Below are 20812 nucleotides of genomic sequence, written 5' to 3'. Positions count from 1 at the left end.
GCCCACGCCTCCCCGCGGGCCCAGGGCTTTCTGTCCGGGGTGACGGGCACGGCCCGCGGTGTGCACCGTCTCGCCCGGACGGCCCAGGCCGGCTGACGGGACCGGACCGGCCGTGCCCCGGGGCCCGCGGCCCGTCCGGCGCACCGGCGCCGGGCCCGCCCGGAGCGCTCCGCGGCGGTGCGCAGGGCGTCCGGAGGACGAACAGCGCGCGCGTGGGAGGAGCGGGGCGTGGTATGCGTGGAGAGAAGCACACGGGGCGGGTGCCAGGGATGTGGCGAATGTCGCATTCCCGGGGATTCCGTGATCCGCTCGGCCAGTCAAGACGGGCGAGTTTACCCATCCCAGCCAACAGTTATGCGCCGGGCGGCCAACTTTTTTCCCTCTGTGGGGTTGAACTTTTGTTGATCGTGGGTCGTTCGACCGCCTCGGCGTCCTACCCTTCAAAGGGTGAAACAGCTGATGTCCCCAGAGTCCGAGGTCGATCTCCCCGCCGATGTCATGGCGGACGCCCTTCCCGGCACCCTGCCGGAGGCGCTGTACGCCGAGCTCGTCGCGTTCCGGCGCGACCTTCACATGCACCCGGAGCTCGGCAACCAGGAGTTCCGCACCACCGCCGCGATCAAGGCACGGCTGGAGAAGGCCGGGCTCGCGCCGCGGGTGCTTCCGGCCGGAACCGGGCTCGTCTGCGACATCGGTGCGGACCCGGAGGGACCGGACGGCGGCTCGGGAATGCTCGCCCTGCGCGCCGACATCGACGCCCTCCCCATCCCCGACACCAAGAGCGAGTGCCCGTACCGCTCCACCGTCCCCGACCGCGCCCACGCCTGCGGACACGACGTGCACACCACCGTCGTGCTCGGCGCCGGGCTGGTGCTCGCCGATCTGCACCGGCAGGGCCTGCTGCCCCGGCCCGTGCGGCTGATCTTCCAGCCCGCCGAGGAGGTGCTGCCCGGAGGGGCCGGCGAGGTCATCAAGAGCGGAGCGCTGGAGGGCGTCGGCCGGATCATCGCCGTGCACTGCGACCCCCGGGTCGACGCCGGCCGGATCGGGCTGCGCCAGGGACCCATCACCTCCGCCTGCGACCGGCTGGAGATCCAGCTGGACGGCCCCGGCGGACACACCGCCCGGCCGCATCTGACCACGGACCTGGTCACCGCGGCCGCCCGGGTCGCCACCGAGGTGCCCGCACTCGTCGGCCGCCGGGTCGACACCCGCGCCGGGCTCGCCGTGACCTGGGGCCGGATCGAGGCCGGGCACGCCCCGAACGTCATTCCGCAGCACGCCGAGCTCGCCGGGACCGTCCGCTGCCTGGACATCCACGCCTGGCGGCAGGCCCCCGACATCGTGGTCGCCGCGATCGACGAGGTCGCCAACCTGTACAAGGCCAAGTCCGAGATCACCTATGTGCGCGGGGTGCCGCCGGTGGTCAACGAACCGGAGACGACCGGGCTGCTGCGCGACGCCATGGTCGTCCGGCGCGGGATGTCCTCGGTCGAGGACACCGAGCAGAGTCTCGGCGGCGAGGACTTCTCCTGGTACCTGGAGCACGTGCCCGGCGCGATGGCCCGCCTCGGGGTGCGCACCCCGGGCGAGCGGACCGTGCGCGACCTGCACCAGGGGGACTTCGACGCCGACGAGTCCGCCATCAGGGTGGGCGTGGAGCTGTTCACCGCGGCCGCCCTGCTGCACCCGACGCGCTGAACGGCCGTCGGCGCACGGGCGCCCGCGCCCGACCGGTGCCGCCCTGCCGGGGTGCTCCGCCCCGGGGTGCTCCACCGGGCCGGCCGCCCCGCCTCCGTTTCCGGGCCGTGTGCCGCCGCCGCCCGTTGCCGCCCGTCGTTCCGGTGCGGCACCACGGCGGCGGCCCGGTCCCCGCGAGGAGCGGGTCCGGCGCAGGTGACGTCCCTCACGAACGGCGTTCCGGCAGGCCTCTCGGCACGTCTGCCGAAGACCCGCTCCGCCCCCGTTCGCCCCTTGCCTTGAGCGAGGGAAGTACTGCGGTCCGTGAGGGTGGTCTGCGATGTGGCCACAGCTCGATAACGGACCGGACAGAAGGGTTTTTACGTCAGGTCTACGCGCGTTACGCTGCGGCGCAATCAGCGCCTGGACTGGGCGCTTGCACGAAGGAGTCTCATTCCATGCGCCGGTTGTCCCGTATCGCGGTCGCGGGCGTCGCGACCGCTGCCCTCACCGTCGGTGTTTCCGCCTGTGGCAGCAGCTCGACCAGCTCGTCCTCCTCCGCCGGTGACGGCAAGAGCAAGGGCATCGGGCTCGCCTACGACATCGGCGGCAGGGGCGACCAGTCCTTCAACGACGCCGCGTACGCGGGCCTTCAGCGGGCCAAGAAGGAGCTGGGCATCGACGGCCGGGACGTCGAGCCGCAGGACGGCGAGTCGAACGCCGACAAGGTGCAGCGTCTGGAGACGCTGGCCAAGCAGGGCTACAACCCGGTGATCGGCGTCGGCTACGTCTACTCGGAGGCCATCAAGGAGGTCGCGCCCAAGTTCCCGAAGACGACCTTCGGCATCATCGACGACGAGTCGGTCAAGGCCGACAACGTCGCCGACATGGTCTTCCACGAGGAGGAGGCGTCCTACCTGGCCGGTGTCGCGGCGGCCAAGGCCAGCAAGAAGAACCACATCGGCTTCATCGGCGGAGTGGACGTCCCGCTGATCCGCAAGTTCGAGGCGGGCTTCGTCCAGGGCGCCAAGTCGGTCAACCCGAAGATCAAGATCGAGAAGCAGTACCTGACGCAGACCGCGGAGGAGGGCGGCTTCAACAGCCCCGACAAGGGCGAGAACGCCGCGAAGGGCCAGATCGACGCGGGCGCCGACGTCGTCTACCACGCGGCCGGCCTGTCCGGTCAGGGCGTCATCAAGGCCGCCGCCGAGCACAAGGTGTGGGCGATCGGCGTCGACTCCGACCAGTACAAGCAGGACTCCCTGGCCAAGTACAAGGACTACATCCTCACCTCGGCCCTGAAGAACGTCTCGGGCGCGGTCTTCGACCTCGCCAAGTCGGTCAAGGACGGCAAGCCGCTGTCCGGCGTGGTCCGCGGCTCCCTGGCCAACGGCGGTGTGAGCCTCGCCGACTCCAACCCCGCCTTCAAGAACGACGCCGACCTCCAGGCCGCCCTCAAGAAGGCCGAGGAGGGCATCAAGAACGGCTCGATCAAGGTCAAGACCTCCTGACCTCCCACCGACCCACGAGACCGTGGGCCTGTCGTCGGGCATGACCGGCACGACGCCGCGGCAGCGGCGTCACGGCCGCGCAGGCGGGGTGCGGACCGCGGAAGGTCCCGCACCCCGCCCCCGCGGCAGAATGCCCGGACCGGATCGGAAGCGCAGCGGAAGCGATCGGGTCCGGGCCCTGTGTGAAGTAGGGGCGCTACGCGCGTAGAGCGGCCCCTTTCCCAAGGAGAGTGCGCCATCGACGCGTCCAGCAGCCCTCCGTCCACCGCTCAGTCGACCGCGGCGGTGGAGCTCACGGGCATCACCAAACGGTTCCCCGGAGTCGTCGCCAACCACGACATCCACCTGGTGGTCCGCAAGGGCACCGTGCACGCCCTCGTCGGCGAGAACGGTGCCGGCAAGTCCACCCTGATGAAGATCCTCTACGGCATGCAGAAGCCGGACGAGGGCACCATCGCGGTCGACGGCGAGCAGGTGACCTTCCACAGCCCGGCCGACGCCATCGCCCGCGGCATCGGCATGGTGCACCAGCACTTCATGCTGGCCGACAACCTCACCGTGCTCGAGAACGTCGTCCTGGGCAGCGAGAAGCTGCACGGCATCGGCGCCGCCGCCCGCAGGAGGATCGAGGAGATCTCCGACCGCTACGGCCTCGGCGTCCGCCCGGACGCCCTGGTCGAGAGCCTCGGTGTCGCCGACCGCCAGCGCGTGGAGATCCTCAAGGTCCTCTACCGCGGCGCCCGCACCCTCATCCTCGACGAGCCCACCGCCGTGCTCGTCCCGCAGGAGGTCGACGCGCTCTTCGACAACCTGCGCGAGCTGAAGGCCGAGGGCCTGTCGGTCATCTTCATCTCCCACAAGCTGGGCGAGGTCCTGTCGGTCGCCGACGAGATCACCGTCATCCGCCGCGGCACCACCGTGGGCACCGCCGTTCCCGCCGAGACCACCCCGCGCCAGCTCGCCGAGATGATGGTCGGCAGCGAACTGCCCACCCCCGAGACCGCCGAGTCCACGGTCACCGACCGGCCGGTCCTCACCGTCGACAAGCTCCGCCTCGAGGCGGAGGGCGGCCGTGCCGTCCTCGACGACATCAGCTTCACCATCCACGCCGGCGAGGTCCTGGGCCTCGCGGGCGTCGAGGGCAACGGCCAGACCGAGCTGATCGAGACGCTCATCGGTCTCAGGGCCGCCGACTCCGGCACGATCACCCTCGAGGGCCAGGACATCACCGCCTGGCCCACCCGCAGGCGCCGTGAGTCCGGCATCGGCTACATCCCCGAGGACCGCCACCGCCACGGGCTGCTGCTGGAGTCCCCGCTGTGGGAGAACCGCATCCTCGGCCATGTCACCGAACGCCCCAACGCCAAGGGCTTCTGGCTGGACCTCAAGGGCGCCCAGGAGGACACCCGCCGGATCGTCCGGGAGTACGACGTCCGCACCCCCGGCATCGACGTCACCGCCGCCTCCCTGTCCGGCGGCAACCAGCAGAAGCTGATCGTCGGCCGGGAGATGAGCCACAAGCCGAAGTTCCTGATCGCCGCCCACCCCACCCGAGGGGTGGACGTCGGCGCCCAGGCCGCGATCTGGGACCACATCCGCGAGGCCCGCCGCGAGGGGCTGGCCGTGCTGCTGATCTCCGCCGACCTGGACGAGCTGATCGGCCTGTCCGACACCCTCCGGGTGATCTACAACGGCCGGCTGGTCGCCGACGCCGACCCGGCCGCCGTGACCCCCGAGGAACTGGGCTCGGCCATGACGGGTGCCGCGTCCGGCCATCTGGAACACACCGAGAACACCGAGGAAGAAGCCGGCCCGGAGGACGAGGCCCGATGAAGAAGTTCGACAGGGAGCGGGTGCTCCTCGCGGTGGCCGGGCCGGTCATCGCACTCGTCGCGGCGATCCTGCTGACCTCGGTCGTGCTGATCGCCTCGGGCAAGAGCCCGATCGAGCCGTACCTGCTGATGATGGAGCAGGCGGCGTTCTCCGACGTCCAGGTGCTCATCGTCAACCAGGCCTCCATGTACTACCTGGCGGCGCTGGCGGTGGCCATCGGCTTCCGCATGAACCTGTTCAACATCGGCGTCGACGGCCAGTACCGGCTCGCCGCGATGATGACCGCCGTCGTCGGTGCCCACCTCGCCCTGCCCTCCTTCCTGCAGATACCGCTGCTGCTGCTCGTCGGCATGCTCACCGGTGCCTTCTGGGCCGGTATCGCGGGGGTGCTGAAGGTGACCCGGGGGGTGAGCGAGGTCGTCGCCACGATCATGCTCAACGCCATCGCCACCAGCCTCATCGGCTACCTCACCCTGAAGGACGTGTGGGGCGTCCAGGTCGGCAACAACATGACGACCGGCGTCATGAACGAGTCCGGCTGGATCCCCGGCATCGACCTCGGTCCGGAGGTCGGCGAGATCTACGGCCTGGTCTTCCTCTCCGTCGCCATGGGCGTGGCCTACTGGATCGTCCTCAACCGCACCCGCTTCGGCTTCGACCTGCGCGCCAGCGGCGAGTCGGAGACCGCCGCGGCGGCCTCCGGCGTCGACGCCCGCAGGATGGTGCTCACCGCCATGCTGATCTCCGGCGCGGTCGCGGGCCTGTCCGGTCTGCCGCTGCTGCTCGGCGACGTCCACACCTACAGCCTGAGCTTCCCGACCGGCCTCGGCTTCACCGGCATCACCATCGCCCTGCTCGGCCGCAACAACCCGGTCGGCATCGCCTTCGCCGCCCTTCTGATCGCCTTCCTCGACAAGGCCTCTCCCGCTCTCGACTACGCCACCCCGGTCGCGTACGAGAAGGAGATCGCCACGATCATGCAGGGCCTGATCGTCTTCGCGGTCGTCATCTCCTACGAGGCCGTGCGCCAGTGGGGTCTGCGCCGCCAGCAGAAGCGGGTCGGCCTGGAGCTCGCCGCCGCGGCCGCCGCCCAGAACAACTCCGAGAAGAAGAAGGAGGTGGCGGCCCGATGACCACCGCGACCATCGCCAAGCCGCAGGCCGCGCGACCCGGCAGGAGCGGCCGCCGTTTCTCCCTCCCCGTCCTTCTGCTGATCATCGCGGGCATCCTGGTCCTGACCTCGGTCGTCCGCCTGATCACCGGCGCGCACGGCATCACCTCGACCGGGCAGATGTCCACCGCCCTGCGCCTGGCCATCCCCATCGGCCTCGCCGGCCTGGGCGGCCTGTGGGCCGAACGCGCGGGTGTGATCAACATCGGCCTCGAGGGCATGATGATCCTCGGCACCTGGTTCGGGGCCTGGGCCGGCTATCAGTGGGGCCCGTGGGTCGGCGTCGTCTTCGGTGTCGCCGGCGGTGCGCTCGGCGCGGTGCTGCACGCCATCGCCACGGTGACCTTCAACGTCAACCACATCGTCTCCGGTGTGGCCATCAACATCCTGGCCCTCGGCACCTGCCGCTATCTGTCGAAGTTCACCTTCGAGCACGCCCCGCAGGGCTCCTCCAAGCAGTCCCCGCCGGTCGAGTCGCTGGGCAGCTTCTCCGTGCCCGGCCTGTCCGACTGGCTGGGCACGCTCAACGCCAAGCACTGGTTCCTGGTCTCCGACGTCGCCGGACTGCTCGGCGGCCTGGTCACCGACGTGTCGCCGCTGACCGTCGTCGCGATCGCCCTCGTCCCGCTGTCCTGGTGGGTGCTGTGGCGCACCGCCTTCGGACTGCGGCTGCGCTCCTGCGGCGAGAACCCGGTGGCCGCCGAGTCGCTCGGTGTCAACGTCTACACCTACAAGTACCTGGCGGTGATCATCTCCGGTGGCTTCGCCGGTCTGGGCGGTGCCTTCCTCTCCCTGGTGGCCTCCAACGTCTACCTCGACGGCCAGACCGCCGGCCGCGGCTACATCGGCCTCGCCGCGATGATCTTCGGCAACTGGATGCCGGGCGGTCTCGCCCTCGGCGCCGGCCTGTTCGGTTACACCGACAGCCTGAACCTGCGCGGCGGCGTCACCAATGTGCACGCGCTGATCCTGCTGCTGGCGATCCTGCTGGTGTTCGGCGTGGCATACCTGGCCTGGAGGAAGAAGGTCGTACCCGCCGTCGCCACCGCGGTGGTCTCGGCGCTGATGTTCGCCTGGTACCTCGGCACCAACGAGGTGCCCAAGCAGGTCGTGACCGCCACGCCGTACATCGTCACCCTGCTGGTGCTGTCCCTGTCGGCGCAGCACCTGCGGATGCCGAAGGCGAACGGTCAGCCCTACCGGAAGGGACAAGGCAAGTGACCCAGGACGCCGCGACGGTCGACTGGGAGGCGCTGCGGGAGGAGGCGCGCGCGGCGATGGCGCGCGCCTACGTCCCCTACTCGAACTATCCCGTCGGCGCCGCCGCCCTGGTCGACGACGGCCGGATCGTCACCGGCTGCAACGTCGAGAACGCCTCCTACGGGCTCGGCCTGTGCGCCGAGTGCGGGCTGGTCTCCCAGCTGCACAACAGCGGCGGCGGACGGCTGACCCACTTCACCTGCGTGGACGGCAACGGCGACGTCCTGGTGCCGTGCGGGCGCTGCCGGCAGCTGCTGCACGAGGCCGGCGGGCCCGGCCTGCTGCTGGAGACACCGGCGGGGATCCTGCCGCTGTCGGAGATGCTGCCGCAGGCCTTCGGGCCGGAGCACCTCTCCTCGTAAGTCCCGGACGGCCCCTTCGAGCCCGCAAGGCCCAGGGGGCCGCCCCCTTCGCACCCCGGAAGGAACAACCGAGCCCATGGCCATGGACGCCGTCTCTGTCATCCGCACCAAGCGGGACCGCGGCGAGCTCAGCGACGAGCAGATCGACTGGGTGATCGACGCGTACACCCGCGGGGAGGTCGCCGACGAGCAGATGTCCGCGCTCGCGATGGCCATCCTGCTCAACGGCATGAACCGGCGCGAGATCGCCCGCTGGACCGCCGCGATGATCGCCTCCGGCGAGCGCATGGACTTCTCCTCCCTGTCCCGCCCGACCGTGGACAAGCACTCCACGGGCGGTGTCGGCGACAAGATCACACTGCCGCTGGCCCCCCTGGTCGCCGCGTGCGGCGCCGCCGTCCCGCAGCTGTCCGGCCGCGGCCTCGGCCACACCGGCGGCACCCTGGACAAACTGGAGTCGATCCCCGGCTGGCGGGCGCTGCTGTCCAACGAGGAGATGCTGTCCGTACTGGACGACGTCGGCGCGGTGATCTGCGCGGCCGGTGAGGGACTGGCCCCCGCGGACAGGAAGCTGTACGCCCTGCGGGACGTGACCGGCACGGTCGAGGCGATCCCGCTGATCGCCTCCTCCATCATGTCCAAGAAGATCGCGGAGGGCACCGGCTCCCTGGTCCTGGACGTGAAGGTCGGCAGCGGCGCGTTCATGAAGACGCGGGAGGACGCCCGTGAGCTGGCCCGGACGATGGTCGGCCTGGGCACGGACCACGGCGTGCGGACGGTCGCGCTCCTGACGGACATGTCGACCCCGCTCGGCCTGACGGCGGGCAACGCGCTGGAGGTCCGCGAGTCGCTCGAGGTCCTGGCCGGCGGCGGCCCGGCGGACGTGGTCGAACTGACCCTCGCCCTCGCCCGCGAGATGCTGGACGCGGCCGGGCTGAAGGACGCCGACCCCGCCAAGGCCCTGGCCGACGGCTCGGCGATGGACGTCTGGCGCCGCATGATCGCCGCCCAGGGCGGCGACCCCGACGCTCCCCTGCCCACCTCCCGGGAACAGCACGTGGTCAAGGCCCCGTCCTCGGGCGTCCTGACCCGCCTCGACGCCTACGCCATCGGCATCGCCGCCTGGCGTCTGGGCGCCGGCCGCGCCCGCAAGGAGGACCCGGTGCAGGCGGCGGCGGGCGTCGAGCTCCATGCCAAGCCCGGCGACACGGTCACCGAGGGCCGGCCCCTGCTGACCCTCCACACGGACACCCCCGAGCGCTTCGACTACGCGCTGCAGGCGATCGAGGGCGCCTACGACATCGCCCCGGCCGGCACGCGGTTCACGCCGACGCCGGTGGTGCTGGAGCGCATCGCCTGACCAGGCGCTTTCCCTTTCGGGTGAACGGGATCGGTGGACCTGCGCCGGTCCCGTTCGTCATGCTGGGATCGGTGACGCATCGATAGGAGACCGCCATGAGCGCACTCACCGTCCGCCATGATCCCGAGCAGAGCTGGGACGACCTCGTCCGGTTCTGGGAGGAGATGGAGTGGCCTGAGGGCAGCAAGGTGGAGATCATCGAGGGGATCATCACCGTGTCACCCGCCCCCGCGTACCACCACAACGTGATCGCGGCTCGTATCCAGCGTCGCCTTTACTCCGTGATTCCCGAGGACTGGGAAGTCTTCCAGACATTGGCCATCGCCGTGCCGTCACGTCTGGGCATGCTCATCCCGGACCTCGTGGTGGCCCCGGTGCGGGAGAACACGGAGGCGGACACCCACATCCCTGCCGCCCTGGCCGAGCTCGTGGTCGAGGTCACCTCCAGGACCAACGCCCGGCACGACCGCATCGGCAAGCCCGCCGCCTACGCCGCCGCGGGCATTCCGCTCTACCTCCTGGTCGACCGCTGGGCCCCTGAGGGTCCCACCGCGACGCTCTACGGAGAGCCCGAAGGAGACGTCTACCGCCCACTGAGCAGCGCCAAGTTCGGTGAGGCCCTGAAGCTTCCCGCTCCCTTCGACCTCGTTCTCGACACCGCGGAGTTCCCGGGCGTCTGACCCCGCCCGGGTGAGGAGCGTCCCGGCCCTGCGATGAGTCGGGCCCGGCCGGGCGGTCCACAGAGTGTGGACGCCATGACACCCGCGGTGCTCGTCCTCGCCGGCCCCGTCGCCCAGGACGAGGCGGCAGGGCTGTGCGGGAAGGTGCGGGCACTGCTGGAGGACACCCGGGCCGGGGTCGTGGTGTGCGACGTGGGCGGGCTCGGGCCGCCGGGGCTCGGCACCGTCGACCTGCTGGCGCGGCTTCAGCTCGCCGCCCGGCGGGCCGGGGGCCGCATACGGCTGCGTGCCCCCGACCCGGCGCTATCCGGCCTGCTCGACCTGGTCGGTCTCCCCTTCGAGGTGGAGCGGCAGCCCGAACAGCGGAAACCAGCGCCGGGTGTCGAGGAAGCAGTGGAATCCGGCGATCCGGCCCTGTGATATCTCCAGGACCTGCACCGACCAGGGGGTGAAGCCGCCCTGGTCGGGGTCCGGCTTGTACTGGGCGAAGCCCGGCAGGCCGTTGGCCCGCACCGGCAGCAGCCGGGAGCCCGCGCAGGCGGAGCCCAGCGTGGTCATGAAGCCCGTGATGTCCGCCGGACCCGTCAGCCACAGGTCGAACGGCGGCATCGTCATCACCGCGTCCTCGTGCAGCAGCGCGGTCAGCGCCGCCATGTCGTACCCCTCGAACGCCTTCACATAGCGCTCCAGGAGCCGCTGCTGCTCCTCGTCCAGCGGGTCCGACACGGCCGCGTCGGCGCTGTGGTCCTTCCGCGCGGCGAGCGTGGCACGCGCCCGCTGCAGGGCGCTGTTGACCGAGGCGACCGAGGTGTCCAGCAGCTCGGCGACCTCGCTCGCCCTCCAGGCCAGCACCTCGCGCAGGATCAGCACCGCCCGCTGCCGGGGCGGCAGCTGCTGCAGGGCGGCCATGAAGGCCAGCCGCACCGACTCCTTGGCCACCGCAGCCTCCGCCGGGTCCTCGGTCGCCGGCAGCACCCGGTCGTCCGGCATCGGCTCCAGCCAGACGTGGTCCGGGCGCGGAGCCAGCACCGCACGGGCCAGCGGCAGGGACTCGGTCAGGTCCATCGGCCGGGCACGCCGGCTGCCCGCCGCCAGCATGTCCAGACAGACGTTCGTCGCGATGCGGTAGAGCCAGGAGCGCAGACTGGAGCGTCCCTCGAACCCGGCGTGGCTCCGCCAGGCGCGCACCAGGGTCTCCTGGACCGCGTCCTCCGCCTCGAAGGGCGAGCCGAGCATCCGGTAGCAGTACCCGGTCAGCTCGACCCGGTGCCTCTCCAGCTGCTCGTCGAGGTCCGCCGCCGTCCTGGTCGCCGTGCCGTTTCCCATGGTCCACCCACCCCCGTGGCCGTGTCCGGAGCCTGTTTGGAGCGCGTGGTCACGCCCCCGTACCCCGGAAGCTAACGCGGCCCACTGACAGCGCCCCGGGAGCAGGGGAGCCGGCCGGGCGGTGCCTACGCCGGCACCGGCGCCCGCCGCGCCGCCCTGCGGGCCGCCCGCGAACCGAGCACCGTGATGGCCACGACGCCCAGGACCGCCAGCAGCCCCACACCGACCGTGCCCGCCCAGCCCCCGGCGTGGAAGGCCACCGCGCCCACCGTGCTGCCCGCGCTGGAGCCGACGTAGTAGGCGGACTGGTAGAGGGCCGAGGCCTGGGCGCGGCCGTGGGTGGCCTGCTTGCTGACCGCCGAGGAGGCGACCGCGTGCCCGGCGAAGAAGCCCGCCGTGATCAGCACCAGGCCCAGCAGCGTCGGCACGACCGAGGCGGGCAGGGACAGCAGCAGACCCGCCGCCGTCGTGGCGCCCGCCAGGTACAGGGCGCCCCTGCGGCCCAGCCGGCCCACCAGCCGGCCCGCCGTCGACGCCGAGACCGTGCCCACCAGGTACACCAGGAAGACGGAACCGACGATGCCCTGGGGCAGGGAGAAGGGAGCCCCGGACAGGCGGTAGCCGATCACCGTGTAGACACCGCCGAACACCGTCATGAACAGCGCGCCGATCGCGTACAGGCGGCGCAGCAGCGGGTCGGCGAGATGGCCGCGGACCGTACGGGCCAGCACGCGCGGACGCAGCGAGCCCGCCGTGAAGTGCCGCGGTGCCGGCAGCAGCAGGCGGAAGGCCACCGCGCACCCCACCGCGAGCACACCGATCACCCCGACGGCGACCCGCCAGCCCCACTCCTGGGCGACCCAGCCGGTGACGACCCGGCCGCTCATGCCGCCCACGCTGTTGCCCGCCACGAACAGACCGATCGCCGTGACCAGCGCCCTGGGCCGGACCTCCTCCGCCAGATACGCCTGCGCCGACGCCGGCAGACCCGCCAGCGCGGCACCCTGCAGCGCCCGCAGCACCACCAGCACGCCCAGCGACGGAGCGAAGGGCACCAGCAGCCCGAGGGTCACCGCGACCGCCAGCGAGGCCGTCATGACCGTACGCCTGCCGAAGCGTTCCGACAGTGCGCTCATCGGAAGGACGAAGAGCGCCAGGCCGCCGGTCGCCGCCGCCACCGTCCAGCTCGCCTCGCCCGCAGGCACCCGGAACTCGCCGGAGATCAGCGGCAGCAGGGCCTGGGTGGAGTACAGCAGCGCGAAGGTCGCGACGCCGGCGAGGAAGAGAGCCAGGTTCATCCGGCGGTAGCCGGGGCTGCCCGGGGCCATGCGGGAGCCGGAGCCGGACGGAAGGCCGGGGGACGACGAGACGGCGCCCACGGAGGTGGACGCCCTGCTATGGGCAGGAGTCATGCAGCGACCGTACGAACGCCGCCGTTCATCCGTCCAATGCATGAACTCGGCATAATCGTTCCCATGGTGCATCAGCAAAGGTCACAGGGGCGCATGTCACACACCGGTGACACAGAAGACATTGTCACGCTGCTCGCGCCCCGGCTCGCGTACTTCGCCGGAGTGGCCCGCACCGAGCACGTCACCCGTGCCGCGCAGGAGATGCAGGTCCCGCAGTCCACGCTGTCGCGGTCCCTGGCCCGGCTCGAGGCGGACCTCGGTGTCGACCTCTTCGCCCGCCGGGGCCGCACGGTCTCCCTGACCCGCGCGGGCCGCACCTTCCTCGCCTCCGTCGAACGCGCCCTGGCCGAGATCGGGCGCGCCGCCGACGAGGTGCGCGCCGACGCCGACCCGGCCGCCGGCAAGGTCGCCTTCGGCTTTCTGCACACCATGGGCGCCGAGACCGTGCCCGGCCTCATCCAGGCCTTCCACGCCGACCACCCCCACGTCCGCTTCAGCCTCGTCCAGAACTACAGCGAGGCCATGCTGGAGCGGCTGCGGGCCGGTGAGCTCGACCTGTGCCTGACGTCCCCCGTGCCGGACGCGCCCGACCTCGTGGCCCGCCGGCTGGACGAGCAGAAGCTGCGCCTGGTCGTCCCCGCCCACCACCGCCTGGCCGGCCGCCGCCGTGTCCGCCTGACCGAGGCCGCCGACGAGCCCTTCGTGACCCTGGAGCCCGGCTACGGCCTGCGCCGCATCACCGACGCCCTGTGCCGCGAGGCCGGTTTCAAACCGCGCGTCGCCTTCGAGGGCGAGGAGGCCGAGACCCTGCGGGGCCTGGTCGCGGCGGGGCTCGGGGTCGCCCTGCTGCCCCCGCCGCCCGTTCCCCGTCCGGGGGTCGTCGAACTGACGGTGACGGCCCCGCGCGCGGTCCGGGAGATCGGCGTCGCCTGGCTGGAGGGCCACCCGGACACACCGCCGGTGGCGGCCTTCAAGAAGTTCCTGCTGTCGAAACGGGGCAAGCTGCTCCCCGACTGACCCGGCCGGCCCGGCCGAGCAGGGCGCCTCCCGCTTCCGCCCGGGCTCTCCGCCCGGGCGGGACGGCCCGGACGGGGACCCTCCCCGCCGGCCCCGTCACCAGCCCTGCCACCGGTCCTACCGGTGCCACGAACTGCCGAAGCCCGCGGCCAGCGGCATCCGCAGTCCCAGCGGCGGCGGGGCCGCGAGCGCGTCCTGGAGCGGACGCGAGAACGCCCGCCCGAACAACGTCCCCATGACGAAGTCCGAGGTGAGCGCGGCGACTTCGTGCCGGTACTGCCGCAACCCGTGCCTGTCGGAGTGGACTTCGAACCGGCACACGTCCCGGTTCACCTTCTTCACCCGCTCCGCGAACCGGAACGACAGCTCGGGGTCGGCCCGCCCGTCGTTCGTGCCGTGCACGATCAGCACCCGGCGCCCGACCAGCTGCTTCACCGACTCGGGCGGGATTGCCGCCTCGTCCTCGGGCAGCCGGGGGGCGAGCGCCACCACGGAGCGGACGGCCTCGTGCCCGCCCGCGTGCAGTGCGGCCCGGCCCCCCAGACCGAGACCGACGAGACACACCGGCACGTCCCCGTAGCGCCGTACGACCTCCTCGACGGCCCACAGGGCGTCATGGGCCGGATGCGCCTCGGCGCCGTTCCAGCCGCGACATCGGTAGTGCACCACATGGACGGCCAGGCCCTCGGCGCGCCCCGCACGGGCCAGCCTGCGTCCCAGCGCGTGCACCGAGGCGGTCGCCAGCAGCGGCGAGGGCCTGCGGTCGGACACGTCCGGCCCGTTCGGGAGCAGCAGCACCGCTCCGCCCACCGCTGCCGGCTCCGGGCCGAACGTCCTTCCCAACCGGGCCCCGCGAACCGGCGTCGACTGCTCTGTCATGACAGAACAGTCTCAGAAGCTCCGGCATACGCCACCCGTCCGGGCGGTCACCATTGGGTATCGACGGATGTGTCGGGAGGTGATTCCCGTGTGCCGGAGTTAGCGTGCGGAGATGACGAGCCAGACCGTCCTTCCGAGGAGCACCCCGAGCCGGGACCAGATCCGCCGGGCGCCCAAGGTTCTGCTGCACGACCACCTCGACGGTGGGCTCCGTCCGTCCACCGTCGTCGAACTCGCCCGCGACGCCGGGTACACCCGGCTCCCCGAGACCGACCCGGACAAGCTCGCCCTGTGGTTCCGGGAGGCCGCCGACTCCGGCTCCCTCGAGCGCTACCTGGAGACCTTCTCGCACACCGTCGGCGTCATGCAGACCCGGGACGCCCTCGTCCGGGTCGCCCGCGAGTGCGCCGAGGACCTCGCCGCGGACGGTGTCGTCTACGCCGAGGTGCGCTACGCCCCCGAGCAGCACCTGGAGGGCGGGCTGAGCCTGGAGGAGGTCGTCGAGGCCGTCAACGAGGGCTTCCGGGAAGGGGAGCGGGCGGCGCTCGCGGCCGGGCACCGCATCCGGGTCGGCGCCCTGCTCACCGCGATGCGGCACGCGGCCCGTTCCCTGGAGATCGCCGAGCTCGCCAACCAGTACCGGGACGCGGGTGTGGTCGGCTTCGACATCGCGGGCGCGGAGGCCGGCCACCCGCCCACCCGGCACCTGGACGCCTTCGAGTTCCTGAAGCGGGAGAACAACCACTTCACCATCCACGCCGGCGAGGCCTTCGGGCTGCCGTCCATCTGGCAGGCCCTGCAGTGGTGCGGCGCCGACCGGCTGGGCCACGGGGTGCGCATCATCGACGACATCCAGGTGCGCGAGGACGGCACGGTCAGGCTGGGGCGGCTGGCCTCCTACGTCCGGGACAAGCGGATCCCGCTGGAGCTGTGCCCCAGCTCCAACCTCCAGACCGGCGCGGCGTCGTCGTACGCCGAGCATCCGATCGGGCTGCTGCGGCGGCTGCTGTTCCGCGCCACGGTCAACACGGACAACCGGCTCATGTCCCACACCAGCCTGAGCCAGGAATTCGAGCACCTTGTCGACGCATTCGGCTACACACTCGACGACATCCAGTGGTTCTCCGTCAATGCGATGAAATCGGCGTTCATTCCTTTCGATGAAAGACTGGCCATGATCAATGACGTGATCAAGCCCGGTTATGCGGCGCTGAAATCCGAATGGCTGTTTCAAGGGCCTGTGGTCACCAGCGGTTTCGCAGGGCGGAAAGGCTGATCCGGGGAGAACGGGAGGCGGATTCCCTTCACAATTCTCCCGCATTTCCGTGTTTGCGGCGAGCGGCTCGGCGTGTTTACGGTCGTGGACCGCTCAGTTCCCCGTCTTCCATCCAAGGACGCACTTTCATGAAGCAGTCTGCCGCCAAGACCCTCGGTGTCGCCGCTCTCGGTGCCGCTTTCGCCGCCGTCGGCGCGGGTGCCGCGAATGCCGCGCCGGCCGCCCCGGACGCGGGCAAGGTGCTGGGCTCCGTCAGCAGGGCACTTCCGACGGAGGAGGTCAGCAAGACGCTGCCGGAGGCCGGTCAGGTGCTGGACCAGGCCGGGCCCACGGTCAGGAAGGGCCTCGACACCGCGCAGCCCGTCGCCCGCGAGGTGCTCGGGAACGACCCGGTCAGGACGACCACCGGCCTGCTCGGCGGGCTGCCGGTGCACGGCACGCCGGTGAACGGGCTGTCGCTGCACTGAGCCGACCGCTGTACGACGACCGGGGCGCCCCCGTGGTTCGGGGTGCCCCGGTCGCGTTCGTCCGTTGCTCCCGTTCCCTGCTGCCTGCTCCTCCTGCCTGCTCCTCCTGCCTGCCCCTCCGGCCTGTTCCTTCGCTTCTTCCGCTCCTTGGCCCCGTCGCCCGGGAGCCTCCGGCTCCCACGGCTCGGCCGCGGCCGGCGCCCGCCGCGACGTCCGGAGGCACGAGGGCCGGGGTTGCCGTTCCCGGGCTCAGGGAGCCGACGGGGGCAGGACGTCGGTCCACGGGGCGATGCCCACCCGGGGGACCGTCGCCATGCGGCCCTGGGGCGTGTCCTCCAGGGACACGGCCGGCGACCGGTCCCGGCGCCGTTCGGCCCTGCGGCGCAGACGGGCGCGGACGGCGGGGACGACCGCCAGATGGGCCAGGGCCACGCCCGCGGTGTTGAGCAGCAGGACGTCCACGTCCACGACCCGGCCGGGCACGCCGGTCTGGAGCAGGGCGATGCCCAGCGAGACCAGGGCGCCGGCGGCCATGGTGCGCAGCAGGGAGGCCACCCAGGAGACACGGAGTCGGCCGTGGACCATCGGCAGCAGGACACCCAGCGGAGCGAGCGGCGCGAGCCCCTCGCCGATGTGCCGGGCCGCCTCGGGCCAGCCCAGCGCCAGGTGGGCGCGGATGGTGGCGAGCGGGCACAGATTGGGCGGTGTCACCCAGGGGACGTCCAGCGGACGCAGCGTGAGCCAGGCGACCAACGCGAGATGGGTGACCAGGAGAGCACCCCCCGCCACTCGGACCTGGATCGCGACGCTGTCGCCGTTGGAGCCTTGACGCTGCACGTTCCCCTAGACGCGGCCTCTGGCACCGCCGGTTCCGGCAGACGCGCATGTGTCACTGTGCGTGGTGTGTCACACCCCGCCGGCCGCTTGGCGTCAGTCGCCGGTCACCGGGGTCGACTGCGGTTTCGTGGTGCCCGGGTGGGAGCGCAGATCCTCGCTGCACTGGTAGCGGCGCAGCCGGGTGCCGTCCGGGCCGCCGAGGACCACGGAGCCGTCGCCCTCGGCGGCCGCCGAGTCCGACAGCGTGCAGACGATCTGTGCGAGGGCGTAGGGGGTGAGGCTTTCCGGCGCGGTGCTCAGCCGGAGGGCCTCCCCGGGGTCCTTGGGGCGCGGCCCGGTGACGGTCAGACCGCCGGGGACGTGCGTGGTGTACCCGGCCGCCGACTCCGCGGCCGACGGCGGCACGGCGAGCTGGTCGAGCAGCCCCTGCGCCACGAGCACGCGCCGCCGCGCGTCCGCCGTGTTCTCCGGCACCTGGACCGTCCGGTCGACGGTCATCAGCGACGAGCCGCACAGCAGGAACAGCCGTACGGACACTCCCTGCGAGGGCTGTGCGGCCGTGCTCGGGCGGGACAGCGAGCAGGGAACACGGGAGGGCGCGGCGCCGAAGTCCGTGGGCACCTCGGTGGGGCGGATCCCGCAGCCGGTGAGCAGCAGGGCCAGGGCGGGGAGCGCCGGCAGGAGTCGGCGTACGTTCATCGGGTCTCCCCCTTCGAGCTGTTCTCCTCGTCCTTGCCGTCGCCCCTGCCGCTGCCTTTTCCGGGGCCCTTTCCGCTGTGCTTCCCGCTGTCCTCCCCGCCGTCCCGGCCGCCGCTCTCGCCGCCGTCCTTGCCGGCGCCCTCGCCGGTGTCCCGGCCCTGGCCCTTGCCCTGGGCCTTCTTGCCGCCCTTGTTGTTCTCCGGGCGTTCCTCCGCCTGCTGCGCCGCGAGCGCCGAGGCGTCCCGCGGCAGGCGCAGCGTGAACACCGCGCCGCCGTCCGGGGCGTTGGCCGCACTGATGTCACCGCCGTGGATGTGGGCGTTGTTCAGGGCGATCGACAGGCCGAGGCCACTGCCCTCGGAGCGCGGCCGGGAGGCACTCGCCTTGTAGAACCGGTCGAAGATGTGCGGCAGGACCTCCTCCGGGATGCCGGGGCCGTGGTCGCGGACCTGGATGACGATCTCCTCGTCCGCCTCACGGACCGACACCCGCACCGGCGAGCCGCCGTGCTTGAGCGCGTTGCCGATGAGGTTGGCGAGGATGACGTCCAGGCGGCGCGGGTCGAGCCGGGCGTGGATGCCGCGCTCGGCGTCCAGCTCGACCGCGTCCAGCCAGGCACGGGCGTCGATGCAGGCGGTGATCTGGTCGGCGATGTCGACGTCGTCGAGGACGAGACGGGCCGTGCCCGCGTCGAAGCGGGTGACCTCCATCAGGTTCTCGACCAGGTCGTTCAGGCGCCGGGTCTCGCTGATCACCAGACGGACCGCGGGCTGGATCATCGGGTCGATGCCGCCGCCCTCGGACTCCAGTTCCTCCTCCAGCACCTCCGTCACGGCGGTGATGGCGGTCAGCGGCGTCCGCAGCTCATGGCTCATGTCCGCCACGAAGCGGCGGGAGGCCTCGTCGCGGGCGGCCATGTCGGCGACCCGCTTCTCCAGGGCCTCGGCCGCCTTGTTGAACGTGCGGGACAGATCGGCGAGTTCGTCGGTGCCGGACACCCTCAGCCGGGTGTCGAGCTTGCCCTCGCCGAGCCGGCGCGCGGCGACTCCGAGCCGGTGCACCGGCTTCAGCACGGTCGTGGCGGCGGCCTGGGCGAGCAGCGCGGCGCCGATCAGCGCCAGACCGGTGGCGATGCCCAGCGACCAGGCCAGCGAGTTGAGGTCCTTGGCCTCCGGCTCCAGCGACTTGAGCATGTAGCCGGTCGGACCGCCCCCGACCACCTTGGTGCCGGCCACGAGATACGGCGTGCCGTGCAGGACGATCCGCTGCCAGTACAGGTGGTACGGCGACTTGTTGGCCGCGGACAGCGGCTGACGCTTGTTCACCGCGGTGCGCAGGGACTCGGGCACGTCCTCGAGCGAGAAGCCGCTCAGGCCGCCGGAGTGGCCGTACACCGTACGCCCGCTCGCGTCCTGGGCGACCAGCAGCACCCGGAAGCGCTGGTTGCCGCCCGCCATCTGACCGGCGGTGTACTGCAACTGGTCCTGGGTCGGGTGCACCGGCAGCGCGCCCGCGCGGTACTGCATCTCCCGCTGGAAGTCGCGCAGCACCGCGTCCTGCGCGCGGGTCAGCACCGCCTCGCGGTTGAGCCAGTACGCGATCCCCGAGGCCGACACGGCGGCGGTCAGCGCGACCAGCGCGAAGACCACGACCAGCCGCAGACGCAGGCTGGTGAACCGCAGCCGGGACAGTGCTCCCCTGCGCTCCGCGATCCAGCCGCGGAGCCCTTCTCGCTCGTTCGTCACTGAGGCGCGTCCAGGCGGTAACCGACTCCACGCACGGTACGGATCAGGGTCGGGGACGACGGCACGTCCTCGACCTTGGCGCGCAGCCGCTGCACACAGGCGTCCACGAGCCGCGAGTCGCCGAGGTAGTCGTGCTCCCACACCAGCCGCAGCAGCTGCTGCCGGGACAGCGCCTGCCCGGGCCGCCGGCTCAGCTCCAGCAGCAGTCTGAGCTCGGTCGGGGTCAGCTGCAGCTCCTTGCCGTTCTTCGTCACCGTCATCGCCGCACGGTCGATGACGATGTTGCCGAAGGTGGCCGTGTCGTTCGCCTCCCGCTCGCCACGGCGCAGCACCGCCCGGATCCGGGCGTCCAGCACCCGGCCCTGGACCGGCTTGACAACGTAGTCGTCCGCTCCGGACTCCAGCCCGACCACCACGTCGATGTCGTCGCTGCGCGCGGTGAGCAGGATGATCGGCAGCTGGTCCGTGCGCCGGATGCGCCGGCAGACCTCGAATCCGTCGATGCCGGGCAGCATCACGTCCAGCACGATCAGGTCCGGCCGCTGCTCGCGCAGCATCTTCAGACCGTCCTCACCGCTGGCAGCGGTGGCCACCCGGTGTCCCTGGCGCGTCAGCGAGAGCTCCAGGGCCGTCCGGATGGCGTCGTCGTCCTCAATCAGCAACAAGGAAGGCACGGGCCTCATTCTGTCGCATACGGGAGGGGGATTCGACACCCGGACGGCCACTCCCGGCAGCACCGCGCCGGGACCCCTGTGACAGGCCTGTGACAGTCGGCGGACACGGCCATGAAGTCGCGCGGGCAGGATTTTCGGCACAGGCAAGGGAAGCACGACCGAACAGACGGAACGCCGGAAGTTCACGACGGGGGGCGCGGGATGAGCATGCTGCACAGCACCAGCAACAGCGCAGTGGTCACGCGTCTGCACGACGTGACCCGGTCTTCGGAGAGGTCCGGTGCCGGGGGGAGCACCTCCCTGATCGAGCGGGGAGGACGGGGGTGCGCTCGCGGCGCCGGGCGTCAGCACACCGTACGCAGGACGGTGGTTGACGCGCACACGGGGGAGCCGCACGGGGGGACCGCGTACGGGGAGGCCTCGGGGGAGCGCCGCACCTCGTCGGAGGTGGAGTTCACCGCCTACGTCCAGGAGCGCCGCGCCTCCCTGTACGCCACCGCCTACCACCTCACCGGCGATCGCTTCGAGGCCGAGGACCTGCTGCAGAGCGCGCTGTTCTCGACCTACCGGGCGTGGGACCGGATCAGCGACAAGGCGGCGGTCGGCGGATACCTCCGCCGCAC

19 protein-coding genes and 1 pseudogene (1 of these 20 cut by a window edge) are annotated in these 20812 nt (G+C 71.7%); 13 read left to right on the top strand and 7 right to left on the bottom strand.

Annotated features, from left to right (window positions below; all coding sequences use genetic code 11):
• Positions 1-459 precede the first annotated feature (459 nt).
• The 9 genes from CCN35_RS13780 (at position 460) to CCN35_RS13740 (ending at position 10277) form a co-directional block, all read left to right on the top strand.
• Positions 460-1701, top strand: a complete 1242-nt coding sequence (locus CCN35_RS13780) for a M20 family metallopeptidase (protein ID WP_067394416.1) — start codon at positions 460-462, stop codon at positions 1699-1701.
• Between the two features lie 437 nt (positions 1702-2138).
• Positions 2139-3191, top strand: coding sequence for a BMP family lipoprotein (locus tag CCN35_RS13775; RefSeq protein ID WP_067394413.1), 1053 nt, complete (start codon positions 2139-2141; stop codon positions 3189-3191).
• 237 nt (positions 3192-3428) lie between these two features.
• Positions 3429-5024, top strand: a complete 1596-nt coding sequence (locus CCN35_RS13770; RefSeq protein ID WP_067394410.1) for an ABC transporter ATP-binding protein — start codon at positions 3429-3431, stop codon at positions 5022-5024.
• A complete protein-coding gene (locus CCN35_RS13765; protein WP_067394407.1) occupies positions 5021-6157 on the top strand; it encodes an ABC transporter permease in 1137 nt (378 codons plus the stop codon). The genes CCN35_RS13770 and CCN35_RS13765 overlap by 4 nt, the downstream gene beginning before the upstream one ends.
• Positions 6154-7416 (top strand): ABC transporter permease, encoded by a 1263-nt coding sequence (locus tag CCN35_RS13760; RefSeq protein ID WP_086792849.1) that lies wholly within the window; start codon positions 6154-6156, stop codon positions 7414-7416. Before CCN35_RS13765 ends, CCN35_RS13760 begins: the two co-directional genes overlap by 4 nt.
• On the top strand, positions 7413-7817 hold the full coding sequence (locus CCN35_RS13755; protein WP_086792847.1) for a cytidine deaminase: 405 nt from the start codon (positions 7413-7415) through the stop codon (positions 7815-7817). The genes CCN35_RS13760 and CCN35_RS13755 overlap by 4 nt, the downstream gene beginning before the upstream one ends.
• A 76-nt stretch (positions 7818-7893) precedes the next feature.
• The gene (locus CCN35_RS13750; protein WP_086792845.1) at positions 7894-9177 is read left to right on the top strand and encodes a thymidine phosphorylase; all 1284 of its coding nucleotides are present in this window, start codon (positions 7894-7896) and stop codon (positions 9175-9177) included.
• 95 nt (positions 9178-9272) lie between these two features.
• The gene (locus tag CCN35_RS13745) at positions 9273-9857 is read left to right on the top strand and encodes a Uma2 family endonuclease (RefSeq protein ID WP_086792843.1); all 585 of its coding nucleotides are present in this window, start codon (positions 9273-9275) and stop codon (positions 9855-9857) included.
• A 75-nt stretch (positions 9858-9932) separates the two neighbouring features.
• Complete coding sequence (locus tag CCN35_RS13740; protein ID WP_236560615.1) at positions 9933-10277, top strand: STAS domain-containing protein; 345 nt, start codon at positions 9933-9935, stop codon at positions 10275-10277.
• Here the strand turns inward: CCN35_RS13740 and CCN35_RS13735 are convergent.
• Together CCN35_RS13735 and CCN35_RS13730 are read right to left on the bottom strand one after the other, a co-directional pair.
• Positions 10161-11183, bottom strand: a complete 1023-nt coding sequence (locus CCN35_RS13735) for a sigma-70 family RNA polymerase sigma factor (protein WP_086792841.1) — start codon at positions 11181-11183, stop codon at positions 10161-10163. The genes CCN35_RS13740 and CCN35_RS13735 overlap by 117 nt on opposite strands.
• A gap of 125 nt (positions 11184-11308) precedes the next feature.
• Positions 11309-12595 carry an MFS transporter gene (locus CCN35_RS13730; RefSeq protein ID WP_067394389.1) on the bottom strand — a complete coding sequence of 429 codons (1287 nt, stop codon included), beginning with the start codon at positions 12593-12595 and terminating at the stop codon, positions 11309-11311.
• A 63-nt stretch (positions 12596-12658) separates the two neighbouring features.
• Between CCN35_RS13730 and CCN35_RS13725 the strand changes: the two genes are divergently transcribed.
• Entirely contained in the window at positions 12659-13612 is a 954-nt protein-coding gene (locus CCN35_RS13725) for a LysR family transcriptional regulator (protein WP_086792839.1), read from the top strand.
• A 117-nt stretch (positions 13613-13729) separates the two neighbouring features.
• On the opposite strand, the gene CCN35_RS13720 is transcribed toward CCN35_RS13725, so the two are convergent.
• Positions 13730-14491: an alpha/beta hydrolase gene (locus CCN35_RS13720; RefSeq protein ID WP_067394383.1), complete on the bottom strand. Its 762-nt coding sequence runs from the start codon at positions 14489-14491 to the stop codon at positions 13730-13732.
• Between the two features lie 112 nt (positions 14492-14603).
• Between CCN35_RS13720 and CCN35_RS13715 the strand changes: the two genes are divergently transcribed.
• Positions 14604-15767, top strand: a complete 1164-nt coding sequence (locus CCN35_RS13715) for an adenosine deaminase (protein WP_067394380.1) — start codon at positions 14604-14606, stop codon at positions 15765-15767.
• A 128-nt stretch (positions 15768-15895) separates the two neighbouring features.
• Positions 15896-16234 (top strand): ATP-binding protein, encoded by a 339-nt coding sequence (locus CCN35_RS13710; RefSeq protein WP_067394377.1) that lies wholly within the window; start codon positions 15896-15898, stop codon positions 16232-16234.
• A gap of 249 nt (positions 16235-16483) precedes the next feature.
• On the opposite strand, the gene CCN35_RS13705 is transcribed toward CCN35_RS13710, so the two are convergent.
• The 4 genes from CCN35_RS13705 to afsQ1 form a co-directional block, all read right to left on the bottom strand.
• Positions 16484-17071, bottom strand: a complete 588-nt coding sequence (locus CCN35_RS13705) for a VanZ family protein (protein ID WP_067394373.1) — start codon at positions 17069-17071, stop codon at positions 16484-16486.
• 93 nt (positions 17072-17164) lie between these two features.
• Positions 17165-17770 carry a hypothetical protein gene (locus tag CCN35_RS13700; RefSeq protein ID WP_067394371.1) on the bottom strand — a complete coding sequence of 202 codons (606 nt, stop codon included), beginning with the start codon at positions 17768-17770 and terminating at the stop codon, positions 17165-17167.
• Positions 17767-19515 (bottom strand): ATP-binding protein, encoded by a 1749-nt coding sequence (locus CCN35_RS13695; RefSeq protein WP_086792837.1) that lies wholly within the window; start codon positions 19513-19515, stop codon positions 17767-17769. Before CCN35_RS13695 ends, CCN35_RS13700 begins: the two co-directional genes overlap by 4 nt.
• A complete protein-coding gene (gene afsQ1, locus CCN35_RS13690; RefSeq protein ID WP_067394368.1) occupies positions 19512-20189 on the bottom strand; it encodes a two-component system response regulator AfsQ1 in 678 nt (225 codons plus the stop codon). The genes CCN35_RS13695 and afsQ1 overlap by 4 nt, the downstream gene beginning before the upstream one ends.
• Positions 20190-20390: 201 nt before the next feature.
• Between afsQ1 and CCN35_RS13685 the strand changes: the two are divergent.
• Positions 20391-20812, top strand: a pseudogene (locus tag CCN35_RS13685) (SigE family RNA polymerase sigma factor) (it continues 236 nt past the right edge of the window).

Origin of the sequence: Streptomyces thermovulgaris (genome assembly GCF_002155915.1) — a bacterium.
In the GTDB taxonomy this organism is placed as follows: Bacteria; Actinomycetota; Actinomycetes; order Streptomycetales; family Streptomycetaceae; genus Streptomyces; species Streptomyces thermovulgaris.
The sequence above is the reverse complement of the archived record's forward strand: the minus strand, read 5'-3'. Positions and strand labels throughout refer to the sequence as shown.